19 protein-coding genes are annotated in these 21,594 nt (G+C 72.5%); 14 read left to right on the top strand and 5 right to left on the bottom strand.

Features of this window, described 5'->3' with window-relative positions; translation table 11 throughout:
* Window positions 1-132: 132 nt before the first annotated feature.
* On the top strand, window positions 133-1,104 hold the full coding sequence (locus ABZ953_RS32565; RefSeq protein WP_361731583.1) for a kinase: 972 nt from the start codon (window positions 133-135) through the stop codon (window positions 1,102-1,104).
* Here the strand turns inward: ABZ953_RS32565 and ABZ953_RS32570 are convergent.
* Together ABZ953_RS32570 and ABZ953_RS32575 are read right to left on the bottom strand one after the other, a co-directional pair.
* Window positions 1,063-2,217 carry a glutamate--cysteine ligase gene (locus tag ABZ953_RS32570; RefSeq protein WP_361731586.1) on the bottom strand — a complete coding sequence of 385 codons (1,155 nt, stop codon included), beginning with the start codon at window positions 2,215-2,217 and terminating at the stop codon, window positions 1,063-1,065. The genes ABZ953_RS32565 and ABZ953_RS32570 overlap by 42 nt on opposite strands.
* A gap of 144 nt (window positions 2,218-2,361) precedes the next feature.
* Entirely contained in the window at window positions 2,362-3,123 is a 762-nt protein-coding gene (locus ABZ953_RS32575; RefSeq protein WP_361731589.1) for an NAD(P)H-dependent oxidoreductase, read from the bottom strand.
* Window positions 3,124-3,280: 157 nt separating this feature from the next.
* Between ABZ953_RS32575 and ABZ953_RS32580 the strand changes: the two genes are divergently transcribed.
* Genes ABZ953_RS32580 through ABZ953_RS32590 form a run of 3 tightly spaced genes read left to right on the top strand, consistent with a single transcriptional unit; the run spans window position 3,281 to window position 6,308 of the window.
* On the top strand, window positions 3,281-3,502 hold the full coding sequence (locus tag ABZ953_RS32580; RefSeq protein ID WP_361731592.1) for a hypothetical protein: 222 nt from the start codon (window positions 3,281-3,283) through the stop codon (window positions 3,500-3,502).
* A complete protein-coding gene (locus ABZ953_RS32585) occupies window positions 3,502-5,802 on the top strand; it encodes a heavy metal translocating P-type ATPase (RefSeq protein WP_361731595.1) in 2,301 nt (766 codons plus the stop codon). Before ABZ953_RS32580 ends, ABZ953_RS32585 begins: the two co-directional genes overlap by 1 nt.
* On the top strand, window positions 5,799-6,308 hold the full coding sequence (locus tag ABZ953_RS32590) for a copper chaperone PCu(A)C (RefSeq protein WP_361731597.1): 510 nt from the start codon (window positions 5,799-5,801) through the stop codon (window positions 6,306-6,308). The genes ABZ953_RS32585 and ABZ953_RS32590 overlap by 4 nt, the downstream gene beginning before the upstream one ends.
* A 24-nt stretch (window positions 6,309-6,332) precedes the next feature.
* Here the strand turns inward: ABZ953_RS32590 and ABZ953_RS32595 are convergent, their stop codons facing one another.
* From ABZ953_RS32595 to ABZ953_RS32605, 3 genes are all read right to left on the bottom strand, one after another.
* Entirely contained in the window at window positions 6,333-7,805 is a 1,473-nt protein-coding gene (locus tag ABZ953_RS32595; protein WP_361731600.1) for a M1 family metallopeptidase, read from the bottom strand.
* A 2-nt stretch (window positions 7,806-7,807) separates the two neighbouring features.
* Window positions 7,808-8,245, bottom strand: coding sequence for a hypothetical protein (locus tag ABZ953_RS32600; protein ID WP_361731602.1), 438 nt, complete (start codon window positions 8,243-8,245; stop codon window positions 7,808-7,810).
* Between the two features lie 184 nt (window positions 8,246-8,429).
* A complete protein-coding gene (locus ABZ953_RS32605; RefSeq protein ID WP_361731605.1) occupies window positions 8,430-10,520 on the bottom strand; it encodes a trypsin-like serine protease in 2,091 nt (696 codons plus the stop codon).
* 219 nt (window positions 10,521-10,739) lie between these two features.
* On the opposite strand from ABZ953_RS32605, the gene ABZ953_RS32610 reads away from it, so the two are divergent.
* The 10 genes from ABZ953_RS32610 to ABZ953_RS32655 all read left to right on the top strand — a co-directional run bounded on the left by ABZ953_RS32610 (window position 10,740) and on the right by ABZ953_RS32655 (window position 21,557).
* On the top strand, window positions 10,740-11,474 hold the full coding sequence (locus tag ABZ953_RS32610; protein ID WP_361731607.1) for a hypothetical protein: 735 nt from the start codon (window positions 10,740-10,742) through the stop codon (window positions 11,472-11,474).
* A 54-nt stretch (window positions 11,475-11,528) separates the two neighbouring features.
* Window positions 11,529-12,191 carry a HEAT repeat domain-containing protein gene (locus ABZ953_RS32615; protein WP_361731657.1) on the top strand — a complete coding sequence of 221 codons (663 nt, stop codon included), beginning with the start codon at window positions 11,529-11,531 and terminating at the stop codon, window positions 12,189-12,191.
* A gap of 103 nt (window positions 12,192-12,294) precedes the next feature.
* Window positions 12,295-13,308 (top strand): HEAT repeat domain-containing protein, encoded by a 1,014-nt coding sequence (locus tag ABZ953_RS32620; RefSeq protein ID WP_361731610.1) that lies wholly within the window; start codon window positions 12,295-12,297, stop codon window positions 13,306-13,308.
* Window positions 13,309-13,488: 180 nt separating this feature from the next.
* Window positions 13,489-14,322, top strand: coding sequence for a M55 family metallopeptidase (locus ABZ953_RS32625; protein WP_361731613.1), 834 nt, complete (start codon window positions 13,489-13,491; stop codon window positions 14,320-14,322).
* Between the two features lie 16 nt (window positions 14,323-14,338).
* Window positions 14,339-15,700: a M20/M25/M40 family metallo-hydrolase gene (locus tag ABZ953_RS32630; protein ID WP_361731660.1), complete on the top strand. Its 1,362-nt coding sequence runs from the start codon at window positions 14,339-14,341 to the stop codon at window positions 15,698-15,700.
* 26 nt (window positions 15,701-15,726) lie between these two features.
* Complete coding sequence (locus tag ABZ953_RS32635; protein ID WP_361731663.1) at window positions 15,727-17,712, top strand: LpqB family beta-propeller domain-containing protein; 1,986 nt, start codon at window positions 15,727-15,729, stop codon at window positions 17,710-17,712.
* Window positions 17,709-18,641 (top strand): LD-carboxypeptidase, encoded by a 933-nt coding sequence (locus tag ABZ953_RS32640; RefSeq protein ID WP_361731616.1) that lies wholly within the window; start codon window positions 17,709-17,711, stop codon window positions 18,639-18,641. Before ABZ953_RS32635 ends, ABZ953_RS32640 begins: the two co-directional genes overlap by 4 nt.
* A gap of 166 nt (window positions 18,642-18,807) precedes the next feature.
* Window positions 18,808-20,577, top strand: a complete 1,770-nt coding sequence (locus ABZ953_RS32645) for a CocE/NonD family hydrolase (RefSeq protein ID WP_361731619.1) — start codon at window positions 18,808-18,810, stop codon at window positions 20,575-20,577.
* A gap of 112 nt (window positions 20,578-20,689) precedes the next feature.
* Entirely contained in the window at window positions 20,690-20,935 is a 246-nt protein-coding gene (locus tag ABZ953_RS32650) for a DUF1049 domain-containing protein (protein ID WP_361731626.1), read from the top strand.
* A gap of 25 nt (window positions 20,936-20,960) precedes the next feature.
* Window positions 20,961-21,557 carry a GNAT family N-acetyltransferase gene (locus ABZ953_RS32655; protein WP_361731629.1) on the top strand — a complete coding sequence of 199 codons (597 nt, stop codon included), beginning with the start codon at window positions 20,961-20,963 and terminating at the stop codon, window positions 21,555-21,557.
* The last annotated feature ends 37 nt before the right edge of the window (window positions 21,558-21,594 follow it).

Here is a 21,594-nt window from a genome sequence, read left to right on the forward strand (position 1 = left end):
GTACTGCTGACCGCGGAGAGCGGCGCTCGTGCGCGCCGCGATGTCGAGAGGAGTCGCGTGAAGGTGTTCCAGGGAGAGGGAGTCGGGATCCGGCCTCGACCGTCGCGAGAGGGGGCGCCGCCGGGAGTGGGGGTGGGTACCGCTTTCGGTACGTTCGGGGAGCTGCTCCAGGGCGCGCTGCCGGAGGAGGGCGGCGATTTCCTCGTGACGCTGCCCGTCGCGCGGTGGACGATGGCCACGTTCCGGCCTGCCGCCCGGCCGGGGCTCGCGCCGGGAGAGATCGAAGTTCGTCCGGCGCACAAGGCGAAAGCGCTCCGACTGGCCCGCATGATTGCCGACTTGGCGCCTGCCGGGCCGGGTTTCCCGGTCGGCGGCCCGCGCGGCGGAGTGCTCACCGTCAGCAGCGTGATACCCGAGGGCAAGGGGCTCGCCAGCTCCTCCGCCGACCTCGTCGCCACCGCGCGGGCGGTCGGCCGGGCCCTTGGCGTCGCCATGCCGCCCGCCAGGATCGAACGGCTCCTGTCCCGCATCGAGCCCACCGACGGCGTGCTCTACCCCGCGATCGTCGCCTTCCACCACCGCAGCGTCCGCCTCCGCGCGGTCCTCGGCTCGCTGCCCGCCATGGCGGTGGTCGGCATCGACGAGGGCGGCTCGGTGGACACGGTGGACTTCAACCGCATCCCCAAACCGTTCACGGCGGCCGACCGGCGGGCCTACGCCGCCCTCCTTGAACGCCTCACCGAAGCCGTGCGCCACCAGGACCTGGCGGAGGTCGGCCGCATCTCCACCCGCAGCGCCCTGATGAACCAATCCCTGCGATACAAAAGGGCGTTGGACCCCATGGCGGCCATCTGCCGCGAAGTCGGCGGCCTGGGTGTGGCCGTCGGGCACAGCGGTACGACCCTGGGGATACTCCTCGACGCCACGGACCCCGCGTACACGCGACGCGTCACCGCGGCGGCGCAGGCGTGCGCGGAGCTGACGGGCGGCGGAGCGGCGGGAGGCGGGGTCGCGGTCTACCGGACGTTGAGCTTCGGCAACGCCCGTGGTGGGGCGGGGAGTTCAGCGGCCCTGGTGCCCGGCGCGATGGTCGGGTCCTGTTGAGGCCGGGCGGCGACGGCTGTCCGTCCGGTCGGCCAGGTCGTCGACGACACCGAGCAGGCTGCCGGTGCGGGCGTGGGCGGCGCGCTGCCGCCCGGCGTCGCCGCCGTGTGCGACGAGTCGCCGCAACACCGCCGCCACCTGGGGGAGTTCGCCCTGCTCGGCCAGGGTCGGGCGCGCGTACGCGAGGAGCTGGCGGAGCCGGTGCGGGGTCGGCACGAGTCGGCCCGTGCGCGGATCGAGGCTGTGGCCGCTCAGGCCGTCGCGGGCGCAGCGCCAGTACGCGGCGCGCAGCAGGGACCCGTCGACGGCAGGGCCGGGGTCGCCGCGCCGCACCCGCTCAAGGGCCTGGACGACCAGCGCCCGGACCAGGACGGCGAAGGCCGCCGCGTCCTCGACGCTCGTGGTGACGTCCATCGCCCTGATCTCCACGGTGGGCAGATGCGCGCACGGGCGCACGTCCCAGTACAGCGAGCGTTCGCCGTGGGTGGCGCCTGCCGCTTGCAGTGAGGCGGCGAGCGCGTCGTAGTGCGCGGCCGAGGAGAAGTACGGCGGAGGGCCCGCCACGGGCCACCGGGTCGCTCCCAGCGTCCGCCAACTGCAGTAGCCGCTGTCCCGCTCCTCCCAGAAGGGGGAGTTCGCGGCCATCGCCACGAGGGTGGGCAGCCACGGCCGCAGATGGTTGCCGACCAGGACGGCGTGGTCCCGGTCGGGGACCTGGACGTGCACGTGCAGCGCGCAGAAGGCGAAGGTGTCGTACAGCGACCGGAACGTCTCGACCTGCGCGAGATAGTGGGGGTCGGTGTTGAGCGGGATCGGTGCGCGCATGCCGAGCAGCGGCGTGGCCGAGGCGACGAGCCGCAGGCCCTCGTCGGCCGCCGCGGCGGCGACGGCCCGGCGGACCCGGCGCAGCTCGTGACGGAGTTCGCTCAGGGTCCCGCAGGGTGGTGTCTTGCCCTCCACCTGGTACTGGGACACCTCGCCCGTCACCAGGTCCCCGGCCACGGGCTTCACGCGGGGCAGGACCCGGGAGGCCGCCGCGACGACGGCCCGGTGCGACGCGTCGACGAGGAAGTACTCCTCCTCGACGCCGACGGTGGGAAGGTGGTTCGCCATGCGTGTCGTGCTCCTTAAGGGGAGACGCTCGGGGACGCTCGGGGGAGAAGCTCGGGGGAGACGGCGAGTGACACGTGCTTGTCCACCTTCCTCGCCCGACGGCCCGGCTGCGAGTGCGCGCGGCCGGGCCGTCGGGGCCGGAGCTCACCGGTGCACGCCCACCCCGGACCGGCCCGGGGCGAGCTCGGGCCGCAGGACCAGATGGTCGTCGTAGGCGCCGCCGTTCTCGTGATGGAAAGGCAGCGGACTCGTGGTGCCCAGGGTGCGCAGGCGCTCGCGCAGCTCCGCCGCGCCGTGCGCGTACCCCGCCTCCGTGAGCCGGTCCGCGCCGTACACCACGAACGGCGGGAGCGCGGCCATGCCCGTGTACCAGAACGTGCCGTGCAGCAGCGGGAACAGCACCTGCTCCAGTTGGCCGTGGATCCCGCGCGGGCCGAAGCCGGACTCGCGGGCGCCGACCGACGTGACGATCAGCGCGCGCTTCCCGGCCAGGCCGCCGTCCCCGTACCGCAGGGTCCGGCCGTCGGGCCCCTTGATGCCGAAGCCGAAGCCCTGGACGAGTACGCGGTCGAACCAGCCCTTGAGGATCGCGGGCGGCCCGAACCACCAGAGCGGGAAGTGGAAGACCACCGTGTCCGCCCAGGCGAGCTTCTCCTGCTCCCGGCGGATGTCCTCGCTCAACGCCCGTTCCCGGTAGGCCCGTTCCTGCTCGGCGCCGACGAGGAGCCGCTCGCGCGTAGCGCCCCCGAAGTCGTCGGAGTCCACCACCGCCTTCCAGCCCATGCCGTACAGATCCGATACGCGGTGCTCGTGCCCCAGCGACTCCAGCGTGGCGAGCCCCTCGGCCATGAGGGAACCGGCGAGCGAGCGCCGTTCCGGATGGGCGAATACCCAGTGAATCTTCATGCCCCGATCGTGTGCCGCCCGCTCCGCACGCAGCGAGTGGCCAGATGGCCAGGGTACGCAAGAATCTGGCCACTCGGGAACTCGGGCCCGGCCCTGGCCGACTCCTGTAGCGGTGCGGACCGGCCGGTCCGTGCCCTCGTGCGATCCGGGAGCGGTGATGGCTGAGCACCAACGGCGAAGATTCGTGCCACCACCCGCGCTCTGCGGCTTCCTCGTGCTGCTCGCGCTGCTCTTCGCCGTGTCGTACGCCGTCGGCACGTCCGCCGGTCCTGTCGCGCCCGGCCTGCACGACACCGGGACGGACTCCGGTGACGACGGGGGCGACGGCGACGGCGGCGACAGCGGCGGTACGGGCGGCACGCACGGCGGAGGCCACTGATGGCCACCGGAGCGGCCGACGCCGTCGTGCTCACGGACGTGGCCGTCGGCGGCATGACCTGCGCGGCCTGCGTGAAACGGGTCGAGAAGCGGCTCGGCAGGCTGGACGGCGTGAGCGCGACGGTCAACCTGGCGACCGGCCTCGCCCGGGTCAGCCATCCGCCGCACGTCGTGCCGGACGAACTCGTCGCCGCCGTGGAGCAGGCCGGATACACGGCGGAACTGCCCGCACCCCCGGGGCCGGTGGATGACCCGACGGGCGAGCCGGGTGAACGCCCCGCGCCCGACGGGGAGTCGACGGGCCCCGGGGACCCGCAGGCCGCGCTCGAACGGCAGCGTCTCCTTGTCACCGCCCTGCTCGCGGTGCCGGTGCTCGCCCTCTCCATGGTCCCCGCCTGGCAGTTCCGCAACTGGCAGTGGCTGTGCTTCGCGCTCGCCGCGCCGGTCGCCGCCTGGAGCGCCTGGCCCTTCCACGTGCGCGCGCTGCGCGGGCTCCGGCACTCGGCGGCCACCATGGACACCCTGGTCTCCCTGGGCGTGACGGCGTCCTTCGGCTGGTCGGCGTACGCGCTCTTCCTCGGCGGCGCGGGCCTCCCCGGCATGACGATGCCGTTCAGCCTGCTGCCCTCCGCCGATGACGGCACCGCGCACGTCTACCTGGAAGCGGCTGTCGGCGTACCGCTGTTCGTGCTCACCGGGAGGTTCCTTGAGGCGCGGGCCCGGCACGGCACCGGAGCGGCGCTGCGCTCCCTCGCCGGGCTCGCGGTCAAGGACGTCGTCCTGCGCGAGGGTGCCACCGAACGCCTCGTACCCATCGGCGAGTTGGTCGCCGGTCAGGTCTTCGTGGTGCGGCCCGGCGAGCGGGTCGCCACCGACGGCGACGTCGTGGAGGGCAGCTCCGCCCTCGATCTGTCGCTGGTCACCGGGGAGAGCGAACCCGTCGAGGTCGGGCCCGGCGCCGAAGTGACCGGCGGGGCCGTCAACGCGGGCGGGCTGCTCCTCGTCCGCGCCACCGCGGTCGGCGCCGACACCCGGCTCGCCCGTATCGCCCGCATGGTGACCGACGCCCAGGCGGGCAAGGCGCGTGCGCAACGGCTCGCCGACGCGGTGGCGGGCGTGTTCGTGCCGGTCGTGCTCGCCCTCGCCGCGACCGTGCTCGGCTTCTGGCTCGGCGCCGGAGCCGACCCGCAGGCCGCCGTCACCGCGTGCGTGGCCGTGCTCGTCGTCGCCTGCCCGTGCGCCCTCGGCCTGGCCACGCCCACCGCCCTCATGGCCGCCACAGGCCGCGGCGCCCAGCTCGGCGTCCTGGTCCGCGGGCCCCAGGCCCTCGAAGCCCTGCGCCATGTCGACACCGTCGTCCTGGACAAGACCGGCACCCTCACCTCCGGGCGCATGAGCGTCACCGCGGTCACGGCGGCGCCGGACGGCATCGGCCGGGAGGCGGCGCTGCGGCTCGCCGCGGCCGTGGAACAGGGTTCGGAACACCCGCTGGGCCGCGCGATCACCACGTACGCGAGGAAGTCCCTGCCCGAGGCGCCGCTGCCTCCGGTGCGCGGGTTCCACGCGACGGCGGGGCGGGGCGTCCGGGGCGAAGTCGACGGCCATGTGGTCGAAGTCCGGTCCCCCGACGACGAGTTGGCCGGAGAGCTGGGCCGCGCGCTGACGGCGGCGGAGGATGCCGCACACACGCCCGTCCTGGTCCGCGTGGACGGTGTACCCGAGGCGGTCCTCGCGGTCGGCGACCTGGTGCGGCCCGGCAGCTACCGCGCCGTGGACCACCTCAGGCGCCTCGGGGTGCGCCCCGTCCTCGCCACCGGGGACCGCGAGGCCACGGCCCGCGCCGTCGCCGACGGCCTGGGCATCGACGACGTGCACGCCCGCTGCTCGCCCGAGGACAAGGCCGCCCTGGTACGGGAGTTGAGGGCGCGGGGCCGTCGGGTCGCGGTCATCGGCGACGGCGTGAACGACGCCGCGGCGCTGGCCGGTGCCGACCTCGGGATCGCCATGGGAGGCGGCACCGACGTGGCCATCGGCGCCGCCGACGTGACGCTCGTCCGCGGCGACATCGAGGCCGTCGCGGACGCGGTCCGGCTCGCCCGGCGCACGCTCGGCACGATCCGCGCCAATCTCCTGTGGGCCTTCGGCTACAACGCCGTCACCGTGCCGCTCGCCGCGGTCGGCCTGCTGAACCCCATGGTCGCCGCCGCGGCGATGTCGGCGAGCTCACTGCTGGTGGTGGGCAACAGCCTGCGGCTGCGCACCTGGCGGCCGCGGCCCGACGGCCGAGGAGGAACACGATGACCGACGCACTCACCTGGCGGCCGTCACGGCGCGGACTCCGCGACGGCCTCGTCGCCGCGCTCGCACCGGTGGCGGCGTGTGCCGTGGCCCTGGGCGCGCTGACCGCGTGGACGGGGTCCGGGGGCGCGGGCAGCCCGGCCCGTGTCGAGGTGGCCCGCGGAACGGTCTTCCTGCCTGCCGCGGGCCGGACCCAGACCTCCGCCTTCTTCTCGATCGCCAACTCCGGTGGATCGGACGACCGGTTGACGTCGGTGTCGTCCCCGGTCTTCGACGAGGTGATGCTCAGCCGCCTCGTGTCCAACGGCCGCGGGGGCGCCACCATGGGGATGGTGAAGTCGGTCGACGTGCCCGCCCGCGAGGGGCTCACCATGTCGCCGAGCGGCCTGGACATCATGGTGCGCACCCGCACCCCGTTGAAGTCGGGGGACCGGGTCCCGTTCGTGCTGACCTTCCGGTACGGCGGCCGGATCGAGGCGGAGGCGGTGGTGGTCGGGCCCGGCAGCTGAACGCGCCCTATCGCCTCTCGGGCTTCACTGCCTCTCGGGCTTCTCCGGGGAGAAGAGCCAGGTGTCGAAGAGGTCCGAGAGGTCCTTGCCCGACTTCTTCTCGCACAGCGCGATGAACTGCTCGGTGTCGGCGTTCTTGTGCCGGTGCTCGCTGGTCCAGGTGCGCAGGACGGCGAAGAAGGTGCGGTCGCCGATGGCCTTGCGCAACTGGTGCAGCGTCATGGCGCCCCTGCCGTACACCGGCGGGTCGGAGACGCGGGCGGCGCTCGGCGGGTCGGCGGGCGGGAAGTCCCAGATGCCGTCGCTCTCGTCGGGCTCGCCGTCGTAGAAGGAGTCGAAGGTCTCCTGGGCGCTGCGGTGCCCGTGCTCCTCGTCCCAGAGCCACTCGGCGTAGGTGGCGAAGCCCTCGTTCAGCCACATGTCCTGCCAGGCGCGGGGCGTGACGGAGTTGCCGAACCACTGGTGGGCCATCTCGTGCACGACCAGGCGGGCGTCCGGCGCCTTCTCGTAATACGGCTTGGTCTGCGTCTCCAGGGCGTATTCGAGGTCGGGGAGGTGGTCGACGACGGAGCCTGCGGAGGAGAAGGGGTAGGGGCCGAAGCGGTCCTTCGCCCAGTCGATGACCTCGGGCACCAGTTCGTGGACGTCGACGGGTCCGTCCGCCTCGTCGGGGTCGACGGCCGTGTAGACGGGCAGGCCGTCGTCCGTTGTGCCGGTGGAGACGTCGAAGACGCCCGTGACGACGGACGCGACGTAGCTCGCCGTGGGTTCGGGGTTGTGCCAGCGGAAGGTGGTGCGCTTGCCCCGCTGCCGCGTCTCGCGCAGGGTTCCGTTGCTGACGGCGGTGTAGTCGGACGGCACGGTGACGTCGATGTCGTACGTCGCCTTGTCGGAGGGGTGATGGTTGCCGGGGAACCAGGTCATGGACCCGGTGGGCTCGCCGAGCGCCGCCACGCCGTCGTCCGTCTCGATCCAGCCCTCGTTGCCGCCGTCGACCGCCGTGAGCATGCGGGGCGTGCCGTCGTAGCGGACGGTGGTCCTGAAGGTCTTCCCCTTGGCGATGGGCCGGTCCGGGGTGAGCGTCAGCTTGTTCTTCTTCCTGCTGAACCGCGCGCCGGAGCCGTCCACGTCGGCATGGCGCACGTGCAGGCCCGCGAGGTCCAGGCTGAAGCGGGACAGGTTCTGGGTCGCCCGCGCGGTGATCACGGCGGTGCCCGTCAGGTCGTTGTCGTCGGGGACGTAGTCGAGGGTCAGGGCGTAGTGCGCGACGTCGTAGCCGCCGTTGCCGAGCGTCGGGAACAGGTGGTCGTCGACGCCGGTCGCGCCCGCGGTCGCCCGGCCGTGGTCCTCGGGCCCGGAAGCCTCGGGGCCGGACGAGGAAGACGTGCAGGCGGCCGTCGCGGTGAGCAGCAGAGCGAGGAGGAGGGCGGAGCGGCGGGTGCGGGGGTGGATGGCGGACTCCTGTCCGGGGCGGCTGCGGCGGGGGAGGGCGGGCACGGTCACAGGCGGGTGTGGCCGAGGCGGTTCCCGCGTACGTCGAGCAGTACGAGGTCCCGCGCGGTGCCGTCGCCGTCGTCACCGTCCCACCAGGTACGGAAGAGTTCGGCGAGCTCATCGGCCGGCTCCGCCCGTGCGGGCCAGTCGGTCTTCAGCTCGACGTCGTAGTCGTACGCGCCGTCGGAATCGGAATCCCCGAGTCGCACCGTGAACACCGCCCGCGCGTGGCGTGCGGTGCGGGACTCGCCGGTGTCGCGGGCCCAGGAGCGGAACTCCTTGAGGAGGCGGTGGTGGGCCTCCCGCGCGGAGCCTTCGGGGGGTGCTGGTTCCGGGGCGCTCCCGGTGCCGCACGCGGACAGAGCGAGGCAGCCGACCGCCGCGGAGAGACCCAGGGCGGGGCGTCGCCGGGGGCGGCGGTGCCTCGCGTACCAGTGCTTCATCGTCTCTCTCCGTGCGGTCGGCTGCCGTGGGCGGGGCCTGTCCCGGATGCCAGGACGTGGCCCCGTCAGGAAGAGGGGCGAACGCCCCACGAGGTTGCCGCCCCTCTCCCCGCGAATCGGCCCGGTGCTCGCGAATCGGCCCGGTGCTCGCGCATCAGCCCGGTGCTCGCGCATGGGCCCGGTGCTACGGAGCCACGAGCTGGTTCTCCGCGCCGATGCCGGACGCGTTGCCGTCGGCGTACAGGGTCAGTTCGCCGTCCGACCAGCGCACGATGGTGTCATCGGCCCAGGGGTTGTCGGTGAAGTCGCCGCCGCTGACGAGCAGGGCGTGCTTCCACAGGCCGTTCGGGGCCTGCCACTTGTGCTCGCCCCAGGAGTTCCCCGTGCCGGTGAAGTCCTGGTACTGGGTGAGCTCACCGTCGGACCAGCGCACGACGAGATCCCACTCGTCGTCTCCGGAGTAGTCGCCCGCGGTGATCTGGGTGGCGTGCTTCCACGTGCCCGCCTCCGAGGTACCCGCGGAGACGACCTCGATCTCCTTGCCGAGCTTCTTGTTGTCGCCGGTGTTCTGGTAGAGCGTGACTTCGCCGTCCGACCAGCGCACGACGAGGTCGTCCTGCCACGTGTTGCCGCCGAAGCGGCCCACGGTCATCGCCTCGGCGTGCTTCCAGGTGGAGTTGGGCGCGACGAGCTGGACCTCGCCGTGGAAGCCCTTCTCGTCGACCGACGGATAGAGCGTCACTTCGCCGTCGGACCAGCGCACGACGAGGTCCGAACCGTTGTCACCGGTGAAGTCGCCCGCGACGACCTGCACGGCGTGGTTGCGCCACAGGTCGTTGGCGCCCTGGACCTTGAACTCCTTGTCGAAGTGGTTCTTGGCCTTGCTCGCGCCGCGGTAGATGCTCAGCTCGCCGTCCGACCACATGACGAACATGTCCATCCGGTCGTCGGAGACCGGGCCGTCCAGGGCGAAGTAGCCGTTGGCGATGGACTTGGCGTGCTTCCACGTGCCGGCGCCGGGCAGGACCGGATCGGCCATCGGAGGCGGGTTGATGCTCGCGGGCTGCTTGTTCGCCTTCGCGGCGTCGTAGATCCGCTTGACGTCGTTGTCGAAGTACGACGAGTACGAGGTGTCCGAGCTGTGGCCGCCGGTCATCCAGCCGCCGGTGACGCCGATCAGCTTGGGCGACTCGCCTCCCGCGGTGATGAAGGGGCCGCCGGAGGTGCCGCCGACGTAGCCGTCACAGTTGATCTCCGTGAAGGTGCCGCCGCGCCAGAGCCGCCCACCGCTGTCCTTGCTGTTGCCCGACGTGTACTTCGTCGTCGGCGTGGTGCAGCTGAGCGGGTCCTGCTTCGGCTTGTACTTGGCGCCGCCGTACAGGTACGGGTACCCGATGGCGTGTGCCGTGTGGTTGAAGCCGGTGTTGAAGCCCATCGGGATGGCCCCGACGACGTTCTCGATGTCCTTGCCGTCGCTGCGCGGCTCGGTGGCGAGGAACGCGACGTCGACGTCGGTGTAGTCCTCCTCGCTCTTCTTGGTCCCGGTGTAGCCGGGGTCCTTGAAGATGTGACCCTTCTTGATGGGGTACATGCCGTGCGGCATCGGGGTCTTCGCGCTGTGCTGCGGCACGAAGATCAAATTCGTCTTCTGGTCGTTGCTGTCGAAGCAGTGCGCCGCCGACGCGACCAGGTTCTTGCCCGGGGACGGGACGACGGTGCCGCCGCAGAAGCGGTAGTCGTAGCGGTCCGGGTAGTCGTTGCCGAACTTCTGCGCCCAGTAGAAGGTGCCGACTTCCTTGATGCCCTTGAAGGTGTGCGAGGGCGAGCGAAGCATGCCCTGGCGGGGCGTGGCCTGCTCGTCGTTCCCCCCGGCCCGCCCGTCCTTCTCGTCCCGCTCGGCCTTCTCGGCCGCCGCGGCCTCACGGGCCTGCTGCTCCTCGACCGGCTTGGCCTCGGACATCCGCTCCGGGGTCCAGAACTTCTCCAGCTCGCGGGCCAGGTTCTGGTCAGGGTCCTTGGCACGGCCCTTGGCAGGATCCTTGGCAGGGTCCTTGGACGGCGACGCGGACGGGTCCGCGGACGGGGACTTCGGGTCCGGCTTCGCGGTCTTCGACGGCGAGTCGGACGGTTCCGGTTCCGGGACCGGGGTCGCCGACGAGGTCGATGTCGGCGTCGGCGTGGCCGCGGCGGGCGCGGGGCCCGAGGCGGACCAGGCCGGTGCCGCGGCGGCCAGAAGTGCGGCCGCAGCGGCGATCGCAGGCAGGCTGCGTCTCATTCTCACAGTGGTGTTCCCCCACAAAAAACGGACCCCGGTCGTCCGGGGCCCGATTGGTACAGATCAATCGAGAAGGTACGTTACGCACACATCGAACGACGTGTCGATTGGGGCATAAACGACTATTTGCCCTGTAAGTGGCGTAATGCGCCTGTTGGTTGATCGGAGAATGCAGTGAGGGAAACGGGGCGAGTCTCGCGAACCGGGATGTATACGGGGGTGTTCGGGACGGCCGTGCTGCTCCTGGCAGTGGGGTGCTTCGGGGGCGACGGCGACAGCGGGTCCGGGCGCGAGCCGTCGCGGAAGGACGACCCCAACCTGCTGCAGGGTTTCCGTACCTGGCTGAAGGCGAACGACTCCAAGGGCGATGACGCCTTGGCGGGCCACGCCCTGAACGTCAGCCTCGACTACCGGTCCGGCGAGCGCGCGGGAGTCGTCAAGGTCCTCACCGACTACGGCCCCTGGGGCGAGGCCGAGGACCACGTCGGGCCACTGGCGAAGGCGTTCACGCAGTGGTGGGACGGGGACCCGGCGGCCGGGAGCGCGCACTTCCTCGGCCAGGGCGGAAAGACGGCGAAGAAGACGACACTGTACGACGGCGACAAACCGTCGAACCTCCTGGCGGACTTCCGCTCCTGGACCGCCGACCGCTCCCCGGCCGGCAAGCGCCTCGCCCCGCACGTCACCGGGCTCACCATCGGCTACGGAGCGAAGGGCTCCGGCGCCGTCACCGTCTCGACCGACTACCGCACGCACAAGGACGACACGCACAAGGACGACACGCCCAAGGACGAGACGGACAAGGGCAACGGGACCCAGAAGAACGTCGACGCTCTCGGCACGGCGTTCGCCGACTGGTGGGACGGCGACGAGGGCGCGGAGACCGTCACGGTGACCAGCGAGGACCAGGGCAGCAGCGCGCGGAGGAAGCTGGCCTCCCCTCGCAGCGGTTGACCTTGACACGGTGACAACCTCTTCACTGAAGCCGAGGAGGTGGTCCCCATGGCCATGTCGACACAGGACACCGAGGTGCTACGAGGACTCCAGGGCCTTGCGGACAGGCGTGCGTCAGCGCGCCTCCGGGCGGCGCTGGCGATCGGCACGTCCCCTGACCCGAGGTTTCTCGACGCGCTCGTCGAACGGTGCGCGGTCGAGCCCGAGTTCTCCGTACGCGAGATGCTGACCTGGGCACTCATCCGGCACCCACCGGCCACGACGGTCCCGCGGCTGCTCGAAGAGGTCCGCTCGGCCCGTGCGCAGGCGCGCAGTCAGGCCCTGCACACGCTGTCCAAGCTCGGGGACCGGCGGGCCTGGCCCGCCATCACCCCGGCACTGCTGTCCGACACCGACGACGAGGTGGCGCGGAGCGCCTGGCGGGCAGCGGTCGTGCTCGTGCCCGAGCAGGAAGAGCCCGCGCTGGCCGCGGCGTTGGCGACCCAGCTCGGCCGCGGCGGACGGGAGATGCAGCTGAGCCTCAGCCGCGCGCTGATCGCGCTCGGCGAGGCGATGGTGCCGACCCTGTGCGCCGCGCGGGCGGATCCCGACCCGCGTGTACGTACGCACGCCGTCGCCACGGAACGGCTGCTGCGCGACCCGGACGCCGGATTCGAGTCCGCGGTCGAGGAGGCGAAGCGCGTCGTGCTCCTCGGCGGGGCGGCCCAGGAGGGGTGATATTCAGTACCGGACCGGACCGGACCGGACCGGTAGGCGGGACGGCCGGGACGGCCGGGAAGACAGCGAAGACAGGGACGTGCCGAGGAGGGTGTGACAGGCCGTGTTGATCGGTGAGGTGGCGCGGCGTTCCGGGGTCAGCGCCCGCATGCTCCGGCACTACGAGTCGCTCGGCCTGGTGCGGCCGACGGGCCGTACCGGCGGCGGCTACCGCGCGTACTCCGACGACGACATCCGGCGGATCTTCCACGTCGAGAGCCTGCGCTCCCTGGGCCTCTCGCTGCGCGAAGTCGGGCGCGCCCTCGACGATCCCGGCTTCGCGCCCCCGGAACTCGTCGACGACCTGATCCGCCGCACCCGGGAGCGCATCGCGGTCGAGACGGAGCTGCTCACCCGGCTCCGGCGGATCGACGCCGCCGAACCCGCGGGCTGGCAGGACGTCCTGCGGACCGTCGCACTCCTCCAGGCGCTCGGCTCACCGAGCGCGGACAAGCGCCAACGCGCGGCCCTGTCCTCGGCCGACGTGGTGCCGGTGCCCGTGGAAGCACTGGTCGAGGCGGTCCTGAACGAGTCGGACCCGAACGTCGCCGGAGCTCTCCGGTGGGCCCTCGCGCGATCGGGCGGCGGCGGATGGGAGCCGCTGGCGCAGGCGCTCGACTCCCCGTCGGCCGAGGTGCGCCGACGCGCCGTCCAGTCCCTCGCCGAGCTCCCGGACGACGAGGCGACCGCACTGCTGCGGGACGCCCTCACGCACGCGGACACCGTGGTCCGGCGGTACGCGGCCCTGGCACTCGGGGCCCGTGGAGTCGCCGACGCGGTCCCGGCCCTCATCGACATGGTGGTCCAGGAGACGCGCGACCTCGACGCGGCCGACGCGGCCGACGCGCTGAGCGCGCTGGCGGGCAGTGCCGCGCCGGCGGACCGGATCGCCGACGGGCTCGTCGGCCGTCTCGCCGACGCCACCCTGGACCCGTCCGCGCGCCGGCGCCTGACGGAGGCGCTCGCGGACATCCCGGGAACCACGGCGGCACGCGCACTCGTGGAGCTGTCACACGACGAGGACCGGACTGTCGCCCACACCGCGGCGTACGTCCTCGGGATCCGCGACGCGAGGTGAGAGCCTGTGCGACTCCAGGGGCCGTATACCGCCGCTGGGCAGGAGAGCTTGGCCTGAGCTTCGTGGATGCGTAGCGTGAAGATCTCTGTCAGCGCCGACTCCGTCACTGCTGAACGAGGTCGGGCAACTGCTGTCCGCGGATGCTCGACGAGCCTCCGACCTGCGATGGGACTGTGCTTCATGAGAATCCTCATCAGCGCCGACATGGAGGGCGCGACGGGGGTGACCTGGCCTGCCGATGTGCTGCCCGGCACCCCGCAGTGGGAGCGGTGCAGGGCGATGTTCACCTCGGACGTCAACGCCGCCGTGCTCGGCTTCTTCGACGGCGGCGCCGACGAAATCCTCGTCAACGAAGCGCACTGGACCATGCGCAATCTGCTCCTGGAGGAGCTGGACGAGCGGACCGAGATGCTCACCGGCCGGCACAAGTCGCTCTCCATGGTGGAGGGCGTGCAGCACGGCGACGTGGACGGCATCGCGTTCATCGGCTACCACGCGGGCGCCGGCATGGAGGGCGTCCTCGCCCACACCTACCTCGCCAACCAGATCACCGGCGTCTGGGTCAACGGCGTACGGGCCAGCGAGGGGCTGCTCAACTCGCACGTCGTCGCCGAGTACGGCGTCCCCGTGGTGCTCGTCACCGGCGACGACCTCGCCTGCGAGGACGCCCTCGGGTACGCGCCGGGCGCGCTGAAGGTCGCCGTCAAGGACCACGTCTCGCGGTACGCCGCGGTCTGCCGCACCCCGGCCCGCACGGCCGCCGACATCCGCGCCGCGGCCAAGGACGCCGCGGCGCTCGCCGTGCGCCACGAACCGGTGGTGGGCGGCCCGTTCACCGTGGAGGTCGAGTTCGACGCCGAGCACCTGTCCATGGCCTCGACGGTCGTACCCGGCGTGCGCCGTACGGGGGAGCGCAAGGTCGCCTACGACAGCGAGACCATGTACGAGGGAATCCGTACCTTCAAGGCGGTTACGACGATCGCCTCTGCCGCCGTGGAGGAACAGTATGGGTGACCAGTGCCGGACCGGGATGCGTGAGCGGGGCCCCCAGGACGACGGGGCGGTGGACGACGACCACGTCGACGCGCGGGCGCTCGACGAGGTCGTGACGTTCACCTCCGAGCTCATCCGCATCGACACCACCAACCGCGGCGGCGGCGACTGCCGCGAGCGGCCCGCCGCCGAGTACGCCGCCGAACGCCTCGCCGACGCGGGCCTGGAGCCGACGCTCCTGGAGCGCACCCCGGGCCGTACGAACGTCGTCGCCCGCATCGAGGGCACGGACCCGGCGGCCGACGCGCTGCTCGTCCACGGCCACCTGGACGTCGTGCCCGCCGAGGCCGCCGACTGGAGCGTCGACCCGTTCTCCGGGGAGATCCGCGACGGCGTCGTGTGGGGCCGCGGCGCGATCGACATGAAGAACATGGACGCGATGATCCTGTCGGTCGTACGCAACTGGGCGCGCGCCGGAGTGCGCCCGAGGCGTGACCTCGTGATCGCCTTCACCGCCGACGAGGAGGCCAGCGCCGCCGACGGCTCGGGGTTCCTCACCGAGCGGCACCCCGGGCTCTTCGAGGGGTGTACGGAAGGCATCAGCGAGTCGGGTGCCTTCACCTTCCACGACGGGCGGGGCAACCAGATCTACCCGATCGCGGCGGGGGAGCGCGGCACCGGCTGGCTCAAGCTCACCGCGCGCGGCAAGGCGGGCCACGGCTCCAAGGTCAACCGCGCCAACGCGGTGAGCAGGCTGGCCGGTGCCATCGCCCGCATCGGCGAACACCGCTGGCCGGTGCGGCTCACCCCGACGGTGCGCGCCTCGCTCGTCGAACTCGCCACGCTCTACGGCCTGGAGGCCGACCCCGAAGCGCCCGGCTTCGACGTGGACGCGCTCCTGGAGAAGCTCGGCCCGACGGCTGACCTCGTCGCGCCGACGGTCCGCAACAGCGCCAACCCGACGATGCTGCAGTCGGGTTACAAGGTGAATGTGATCCCAGGTGAGGCAGTGGCGTATGTCGACGGCCGCTTTCTGCCCGGGGGCGAGGAAGAGTTCCGCCACACGCTTGACCGGCTCACCGGCCCTGACGTCGACTGGGAGTTCCACCACCGCGAGGTGGCGCTGCAGGCGCCGGTCGACTCGCCGACGTACGCGCGCATGCGTGCGGCCGTCGAGGAGTTCGCACCCGAGGGCCACGTGGTGCCGTACTGCATGTCCGGCGGTACGGACGCCAAGCAGTTCTCGCGGCTCGGCATCACCGGCTACGGCTTCTCGCCGCTGAGGACACCGGAGGGCTTCGACTACCAGGCGCTGTTCCACGGAGTCGACGAATGCGTCCCCGTCGACGCGCTGCACTTCGGCGTCCGCGTCCTCGACCGATTTCTGCGTACGGCCTAGTAACAATGGGGGAAGAGAAGGACATGATGCAGACCCGGGCGTACGGATCATGGCCGTCGCCGATCGACGCCGATCTCGCCGCCACCCACGACGGCGCTCCGGGGTACGTGGGCTTCGTCGGCGCCGAGACCTGGTGGACCGAGCCGCGCCCCACCGAGGCGGGCCGCCGCGCCCTGGTGCGGCGGCTGCCCGACGGCGAGGAACGGACGGTGCTGCCCGCGCCGTGGAACGTGCGCAGCCGGGTCGTCGAGTACGGGGGGCGTCCATGGACCGGTGCCGAGGGGCCCGAGGGACCCCTCGTGGTCTTCGTCGACTTCGCCGACCAGCGCCTGTACGCGTACGAGCCCGACGCGCCCGGCGCCGCCCCGCGCCCCCTGACGCCGCTCTCGGACGTGGGGGGCGGGCTGCGCTGGGCGGAGCCGGTGATCCGCGCCGAGCGGGGCGAAGTCTGGTGCGTCCTCGAGGAGTTCACCGGCGAGGCGCCCACCGATGTGCGCCGCGTCGTCGTCGCGGTGCCGCTCGACGGATCGGCGGCCGGGGACCGCGCGGCCGTGCGCGAACTGTCCGAGGGAAGACACCGGTTCGTCACCGGGCCGCGCCTGTCGCCCGACGGCACCCGCGCCGCCTGGATCGCCTGGGACCACCCCCGCATGCCGTGGGACGGCACGGAGCTGATGCTCGCCGAGGTGGCCGACGACGGCACCTTCGGCGCGGCACGGTCCTTCGCGGGCGGCCTCGACGAGTCGGTCGTCCAGGTCGAATGGGCCCACGACGGACGGCTGCTGTTCTCCAGCGACCGCACCGGCTGGTGGAACCTGTACCGGGCGGACCCCGACGACGCCGCCGGTGCCCATCCGCTCTGCCCGCGCCAGGAGGAGTTCGCCGGGCCCCTCTGGCAGACAGGACTGAACTGGTTCGCGCCGCTGGACAGCGGACTCGTCGCCGTCGTGCACGGCAAGGGCGCCACCGCGCTCGGCATACTCGACCCCGAGACGGGCGAGGTCGTCGACGCGGCGGGCCCCTGGACGGAGTGGTCCGCGACCGTCGCCGCACACGGCTCCCGCGTGGTCGGCGTCGCGGCCAGCCCGCGCAGCGCGTACGAGGTGGTGGAACTGGACACCTGCACCGGCCGCGCCCGCGTCGTCGGCGCCGCCCACGACGACCCGGTGGACCCCGCGTACTACCCGGAACCGCAGATCCGCACCTTCTTCGGCCCGGCGGGACGCGAGATCCACGCGCACATCTACCCGCCGCACCACCCCGGGCACATCGCGCCCGACGACGAACTGCCGCCCTACGTGGTGTGGGCGCACGGCGGCCCCACCGGCCGCGCCCCGCTCGTGCTCGACCTGGCCATCGCCTACTTCACCTCGCGCGGCATCGGCGTCGCCGAGGTCAACTACGGCGGCTCCACGGGGTACGGGCGCGCCTACCGCAACCGGCTGCGCGAGCAGTGGGGCATCGGCGACGTCGAGGACTGCGCGGCCGTCGCCCTCGCCCTCGCCGACGAGGGCACCGCCGACCGCGCCCGGCTCGCCGTCCGCGGCGGCAGCGCGGGCGGCTGGACCACGGCCGTCTCCCTGACCAGCACGGACGTCTACGCCTGCGGGACGATCATTTACCCCGTGCTCGACCTCACCGCATTCGCGTCGGGGGAGACCCACGACTTCGAATCGCAGTACCTGGAGTCGCTGGTCGGGCCGCTCGACGAGGACCCCGCACGGTACGCGGAGCGCTCACCGGTGCACCACGCCGACCTGGTCAGCGTGCCGTTCCTGCTGCTCCAGGGCCTCGACGACGTGGTGTGCCCGCCCGCCCAGGCGGAGCGCTTCCTCGCCCGGATGGAGGGGCGGGGCATCCCGCACGCGTACATCGCCTTCGAGGGTGAGGGGCACGGATTCCGCCGCGCCGACACCATGGTCCGCGCCCTGGAGGCGGAACTCTCCCTGTACGCCCAGGTGTTCAGGATCGACCTCGCCGCGCCCGTGCCCCTCCTGGAGATCGCCAAGTGAGACCCCTCGTACGACCCGCGCGCCTCACACCCGGCGCGCGGGTGGCCGTCGTCGCGCCGAGCGGCCCCATCCCCGACGACCGCCTCGAAGCGGGCCTCGACATCCTGCGCGGCTGGGACCTGGACCCGGTCGCCATGCCTCATGCGCGCGATGTGCACCCGGAGTTCCGGTACCTCGCGGGGGCGGACGCGGACCGCGCCCGTGACCTGGAACAGGCCTGGTGCGACCCGTCCGTGGCCGCCGTGTTCTGCGCCCGCGGCGGGTACGGCGCCCAGCGCATGGTGGACCTCGTCGACTGGGCGGCGCTGCGGGCCGCGGGCCCCAAGGTCTTCCTCGGCTACAGCGACGTCACCGCGCTGCACGAGGCCTTCGCCCTGCGCCTGGGGCTCGCCACCCTGCACGGGCCGATGACCGCCGCGGCCGACTTCCTCAAGAACGCGCGGGCCCAGGAGCACCTGCGGACGACGCTCTTCGCGCCCGAGGAGGCCCGGGTGATCCGGGCCGGTTCCCCGCACGCGGCGGCGCTGACCGGCGGCCGGGCCCGGGGCGTCACGCTCGGCGGCTGCGTGTCGCTGCTCGCCGCGGAGCTCGGCACACCGACGGCGCGGGCGTCCACGCGCGGTGGCCTGCTCTTCCTGGAGGACATCGGCGAGGAGGCGTACCGCCTCGACCGGATCCTCACCCAGCTCCTGCGCGCCCGCTGGCTGGACGGCGTGGCGGGGATCGCGCTGGGCTCCTGGGAGGCGTGCGGGCCACGCGACGAGCTGCGGACGCTCTTCGCTGACCGGCTCGGGGGCCTCGGCGTGCCGGTGGTCGAGGAGTTCGGGTTCGGGCACTGCGAGGGCGCCCTCACGGTGCCGTTCGGCGTGTCGGGCGAACTGGACGCGGATGCCGGTACGTTGACGCTGGACGAGCCGGCGCTGGCGTAGGGGGAGCCTCCCGCTGCCCCCGCGCGGCCGCCCTTCACCGAAAGTCCCGACAGAAACCGCTGTCACGGTCGTTGACCTCTACATGACACGTGTCACACCATGACGTGGCCGGTGTTTACCGGCCAGTAGCCGCCGGTCGTCGGCCGTCCTCAGCGTGGAGGTCTCCTTGTCCCGTCGCCGTGCCCTGACCCTCGCCACCGCGGCGGCGCTCGCCGCGCCGCTCGCGCTCAGCGGGCCCGCCCCGGCGAGCGCGACGGGCCAGTACACCGTCACCGCCCTGAAGTTCACCGTCCAGGCCGGCGGCAGGAGCTGCACCCTCGACGCCGACCTGTACCGGCCCGCGGGCGTGGACGCCGCGCACCCCGCGCCCGCCGTGCTCTCCACCAACGGCTTCGGCGGCAGCAAGTCCGACGACGGCACCGCCGCGACCGGCAAGGCCTTCGCCGAGCGCGGCTACGTCTCGCTCATCTACTCCGGCCTCGGCTTCGGCAAGTCCGGGTGCCTGATCTCCCTCGACGACCCCGGCATCGACGGCAGGGCGGCCGCCGGGCTCATCGACTTCCTCGGCGGCACACGGGCCGCCGACGACGGCACCGAGGCGGACTACGTCACCGCCGACGCCGCGGGCGACCCCCGCGTCGGCATGATCGGCGGCTCGTACGGCGGTGCCGTCCAGCTGGCCACGGCCGCCGTGGACCACCGCGTCGACGCCCTCGTCCCGATGATCACCTGGAACGACCTCGCGTACTCCCTCGACCCGAACAACGCGGCCGACCGCCGCGTCCCCGGCGCCGCCAAGTGGCAGTGGATGAACGGCTTCTACCTGATCGGCGAGGGCCAGCCGCTGCTCGTCCCGAACCTCGACCCCTCCCGCATCAACAAACTCGACTGCCTCCACTTCGTCACCAAGGCCTGCGAGACGATCCGCACCCTCAACTCCGGCCGCTACCCGGCGGACAGGACCGAAGCCCTCCAGACGTTCGCACGCGGCGTCTCCCCGGTGTCGTACCTGAACAAGGTGACGGCGCCGACGCTCCTCGTGCAGGGCCAGGCCGACAGCCTCTTCAACCTGGGCGAGGCCGAAGCGACGTACCGCAAGCTCAAGGGCCAGGGCACCACGGCCAAGATGATCTGGCAGTCCTGGGGCCACAGCGGCGGCGAGACCGACCCCGCCTCCGGCGAACTCAACCTCGGCGCGGGCAACCTGGAGACCTCCTACGTCGGCAAGCGCGTCCTCGCCTGGTTCGACCGCTACCTCCAGCACAAGAAGAGCACCGACACCGGCCCCGACTTCGCCTACTACCGCGACTGGATCGCCGACCCCGCAAGCCGGTACGCCACCGCCGCCCAGGTGCCCGCCCGCAACCGCACCCTGTACCTCTCCGGGGACGGCAAGCTCGTCGACCACCGCGAGAACGTGGCACGCGGCAGCCGCGAGTACCGCAACTGGCTGATCCCCACCAGCCACTCGGAGTCCTCGCTCGCCGGAATGATCGGCCTGCCCGACCCGGCGCCGCACGACACCAGGGGCACCTACCTCGACTGGACGACCGAACCCCTCACCGACGCGGTGGACGTGGTCGGCGCGCCCCGGGCGACCCTGAAGGTGATCTCACCGAAGACCGAGCGCGTACAGCACTCCGGCGACGCCGCCGACAAGCTCGTCCTCTTCGCCAAGCTGTACGACGTCGCCCCCGACGGCAGGAAGACCCTCGTCCACCGCCTCGTCGCACCGGTACGCGTACCGGACGTCACCAAGCCGTTCGAGGTCACGCTGCCCGGCATCGTGCACCGCTACGAGAAGGGCCACAGGTTGCAGTTCGTGGTGGCCGCGAGCGACGGCGCGTACGGCGGCAACAAGGGCGTCAAGCCCGTCACGGTGACCAGCGCCCCCGAGGACACCGGCGTCCTGAAGCTGCCGGTCGTCCGCCCCTGACGTCACCCGTCCGGCCCACCCCGGAGGAACCCCCACCGCGCGCTCCGCTCCCCGGCTGCCCATGCTGGGGAGCGGGGGAGGCCCGCGTACCTCCGACGGAAGGGTCCACACCATGAGCCCCAACACCTCCACGGGCGGCTCCCAGGGCGGCGGTCCTGGCGGCGGGCTGGTGACGCCCGGCAGGGTGGCCGTCGCCGCGGTCGTCGTCCTCACCCTCGTCTTCATCTTCGAGAACACCCGCAGCACCAAGATCCGGCTGCTCATCCCCGAGGTGACGGTGCCCCTGTGGATGGCGCTGCTCGGCACGGGAATCATCGGCGCCCTGTGCGGGGCCTACTTCATGCGCAGGCGCAGGTGACGGCGCGTCCCGCTAGCGTGAGCGGATGCCCGATCATGCCGCCAGAACGCCCGATCATGCCGCCCCCCTCGCCGAAGGCCCCCGCGTGGGCATACGCCCCCTCACCGGCGCGGACCGCGCCGAGTTCACCGCCCGCGCCCGCGAGAGCCAGGAACTGCACCGCCCCTGGCTCTTCCCGCCCCGCACGGACGACACCTACCGCGCATACGCCCGGCTGCTCGCCGACGACCCGGCCAGGGCCGGGTTCCTGGTGTACGAGCGGGACAGCGGCGACATCGGCGGCTTCATCAACATCAACAACATCGTCCGCGGCGCGTTCCGCAGCGGTGCCCTCGGATACGGCGCGTTCGCGCACGCGGCCGGCCGTGGCCTGATGAGCGAGGGCCTCGACCTCGTCCTGACGCACGCCTTCGGCGATCTCGGCCTGCACCGCCTGGAAGCCAACATCCAGCCGGGCAACACCCCCTCGGTCGCCCTCGTCCGCCGCGCCGGATTCCGCCTCGAGGGCTTCTCGCCGGACTTCCTCTTCATCGACGGAGCCTGGCGCGACCACGAACGCTGGGCGGTCACCGAAAGCATGGCGCGGGCGACGGACGGCAGCGACGCGGCGGCTTCCGGCTGATCCCTGAGGCGCGCCCCTGTCCTGCGGACGAGCCCTC

Source organism: Streptomyces sp. NPDC046465 (assembly GCF_040646035.1).
GTDB lineage: Bacteria > Actinomycetota > Actinomycetes > Streptomycetales > Streptomycetaceae > Streptomyces.

Excerpts from the sequence above, each read along its gene's own strand:
- ABZ953_RS32635 (WP_361731663.1), top strand. The coding sequence starts at position 15,727 with ATGCAGACCCGGGCGTACGGATCATGGCCGTCGCCGATCGACGCCGAT.
- ABZ953_RS32625 (WP_361731613.1), top strand. The coding sequence starts at position 13,489 with ATGAGAATCCTCATCAGCGCCGACATGGAGGGCGCGACGGGGGTGACC.
- ABZ953_RS32655 (WP_361731629.1), top strand. The coding sequence starts at position 20,961 with ATGCCCGATCATGCCGCCAGAACGCCCGATCATGCCGCCCCCCTCGCC.
- ABZ953_RS32600 (WP_361731602.1), bottom strand. The coding sequence starts at position 8,245 with ATGAAGCACTGGTACGCGAGGCACCGCCGCCCCCGGCGACGCCCCGCC.
- ABZ953_RS32585 (WP_361731595.1), top strand. The coding sequence starts at position 3,502 with ATGGCCACCGGAGCGGCCGACGCCGTCGTGCTCACGGACGTGGCCGTC.
- ABZ953_RS32580 (WP_361731592.1), top strand. The coding sequence starts at position 3,281 with ATGGCTGAGCACCAACGGCGAAGATTCGTGCCACCACCCGCGCTCTGC.
- ABZ953_RS32630 (WP_361731660.1), top strand. The coding sequence starts at position 14,339 with ATGCGTGAGCGGGGCCCCCAGGACGACGGGGCGGTGGACGACGACCAC.
- ABZ953_RS32575 (WP_361731589.1), bottom strand. The coding sequence starts at position 3,123 with ATGAAGATTCACTGGGTATTCGCCCATCCGGAACGGCGCTCGCTCGCC.
- ABZ953_RS32570 (WP_361731586.1), bottom strand. The coding sequence starts at position 2,217 with ATGGCGAACCACCTTCCCACCGTCGGCGTCGAGGAGGAGTACTTCCTC.
- ABZ953_RS32605 (WP_361731605.1), bottom strand. The coding sequence starts at position 10,520 with ATGAGACGCAGCCTGCCTGCGATCGCCGCTGCGGCCGCACTTCTGGCC.
- ABZ953_RS32650 (WP_361731626.1), top strand. The coding sequence starts at position 20,690 with ATGAGCCCCAACACCTCCACGGGCGGCTCCCAGGGCGGCGGTCCTGGC.
- ABZ953_RS32590 (WP_361731597.1), top strand. The coding sequence starts at position 5,799 with ATGACCGACGCACTCACCTGGCGGCCGTCACGGCGCGGACTCCGCGAC.
- ABZ953_RS32615 (WP_361731657.1), top strand. The coding sequence starts at position 11,529 with ATGTCGACACAGGACACCGAGGTGCTACGAGGACTCCAGGGCCTTGCG.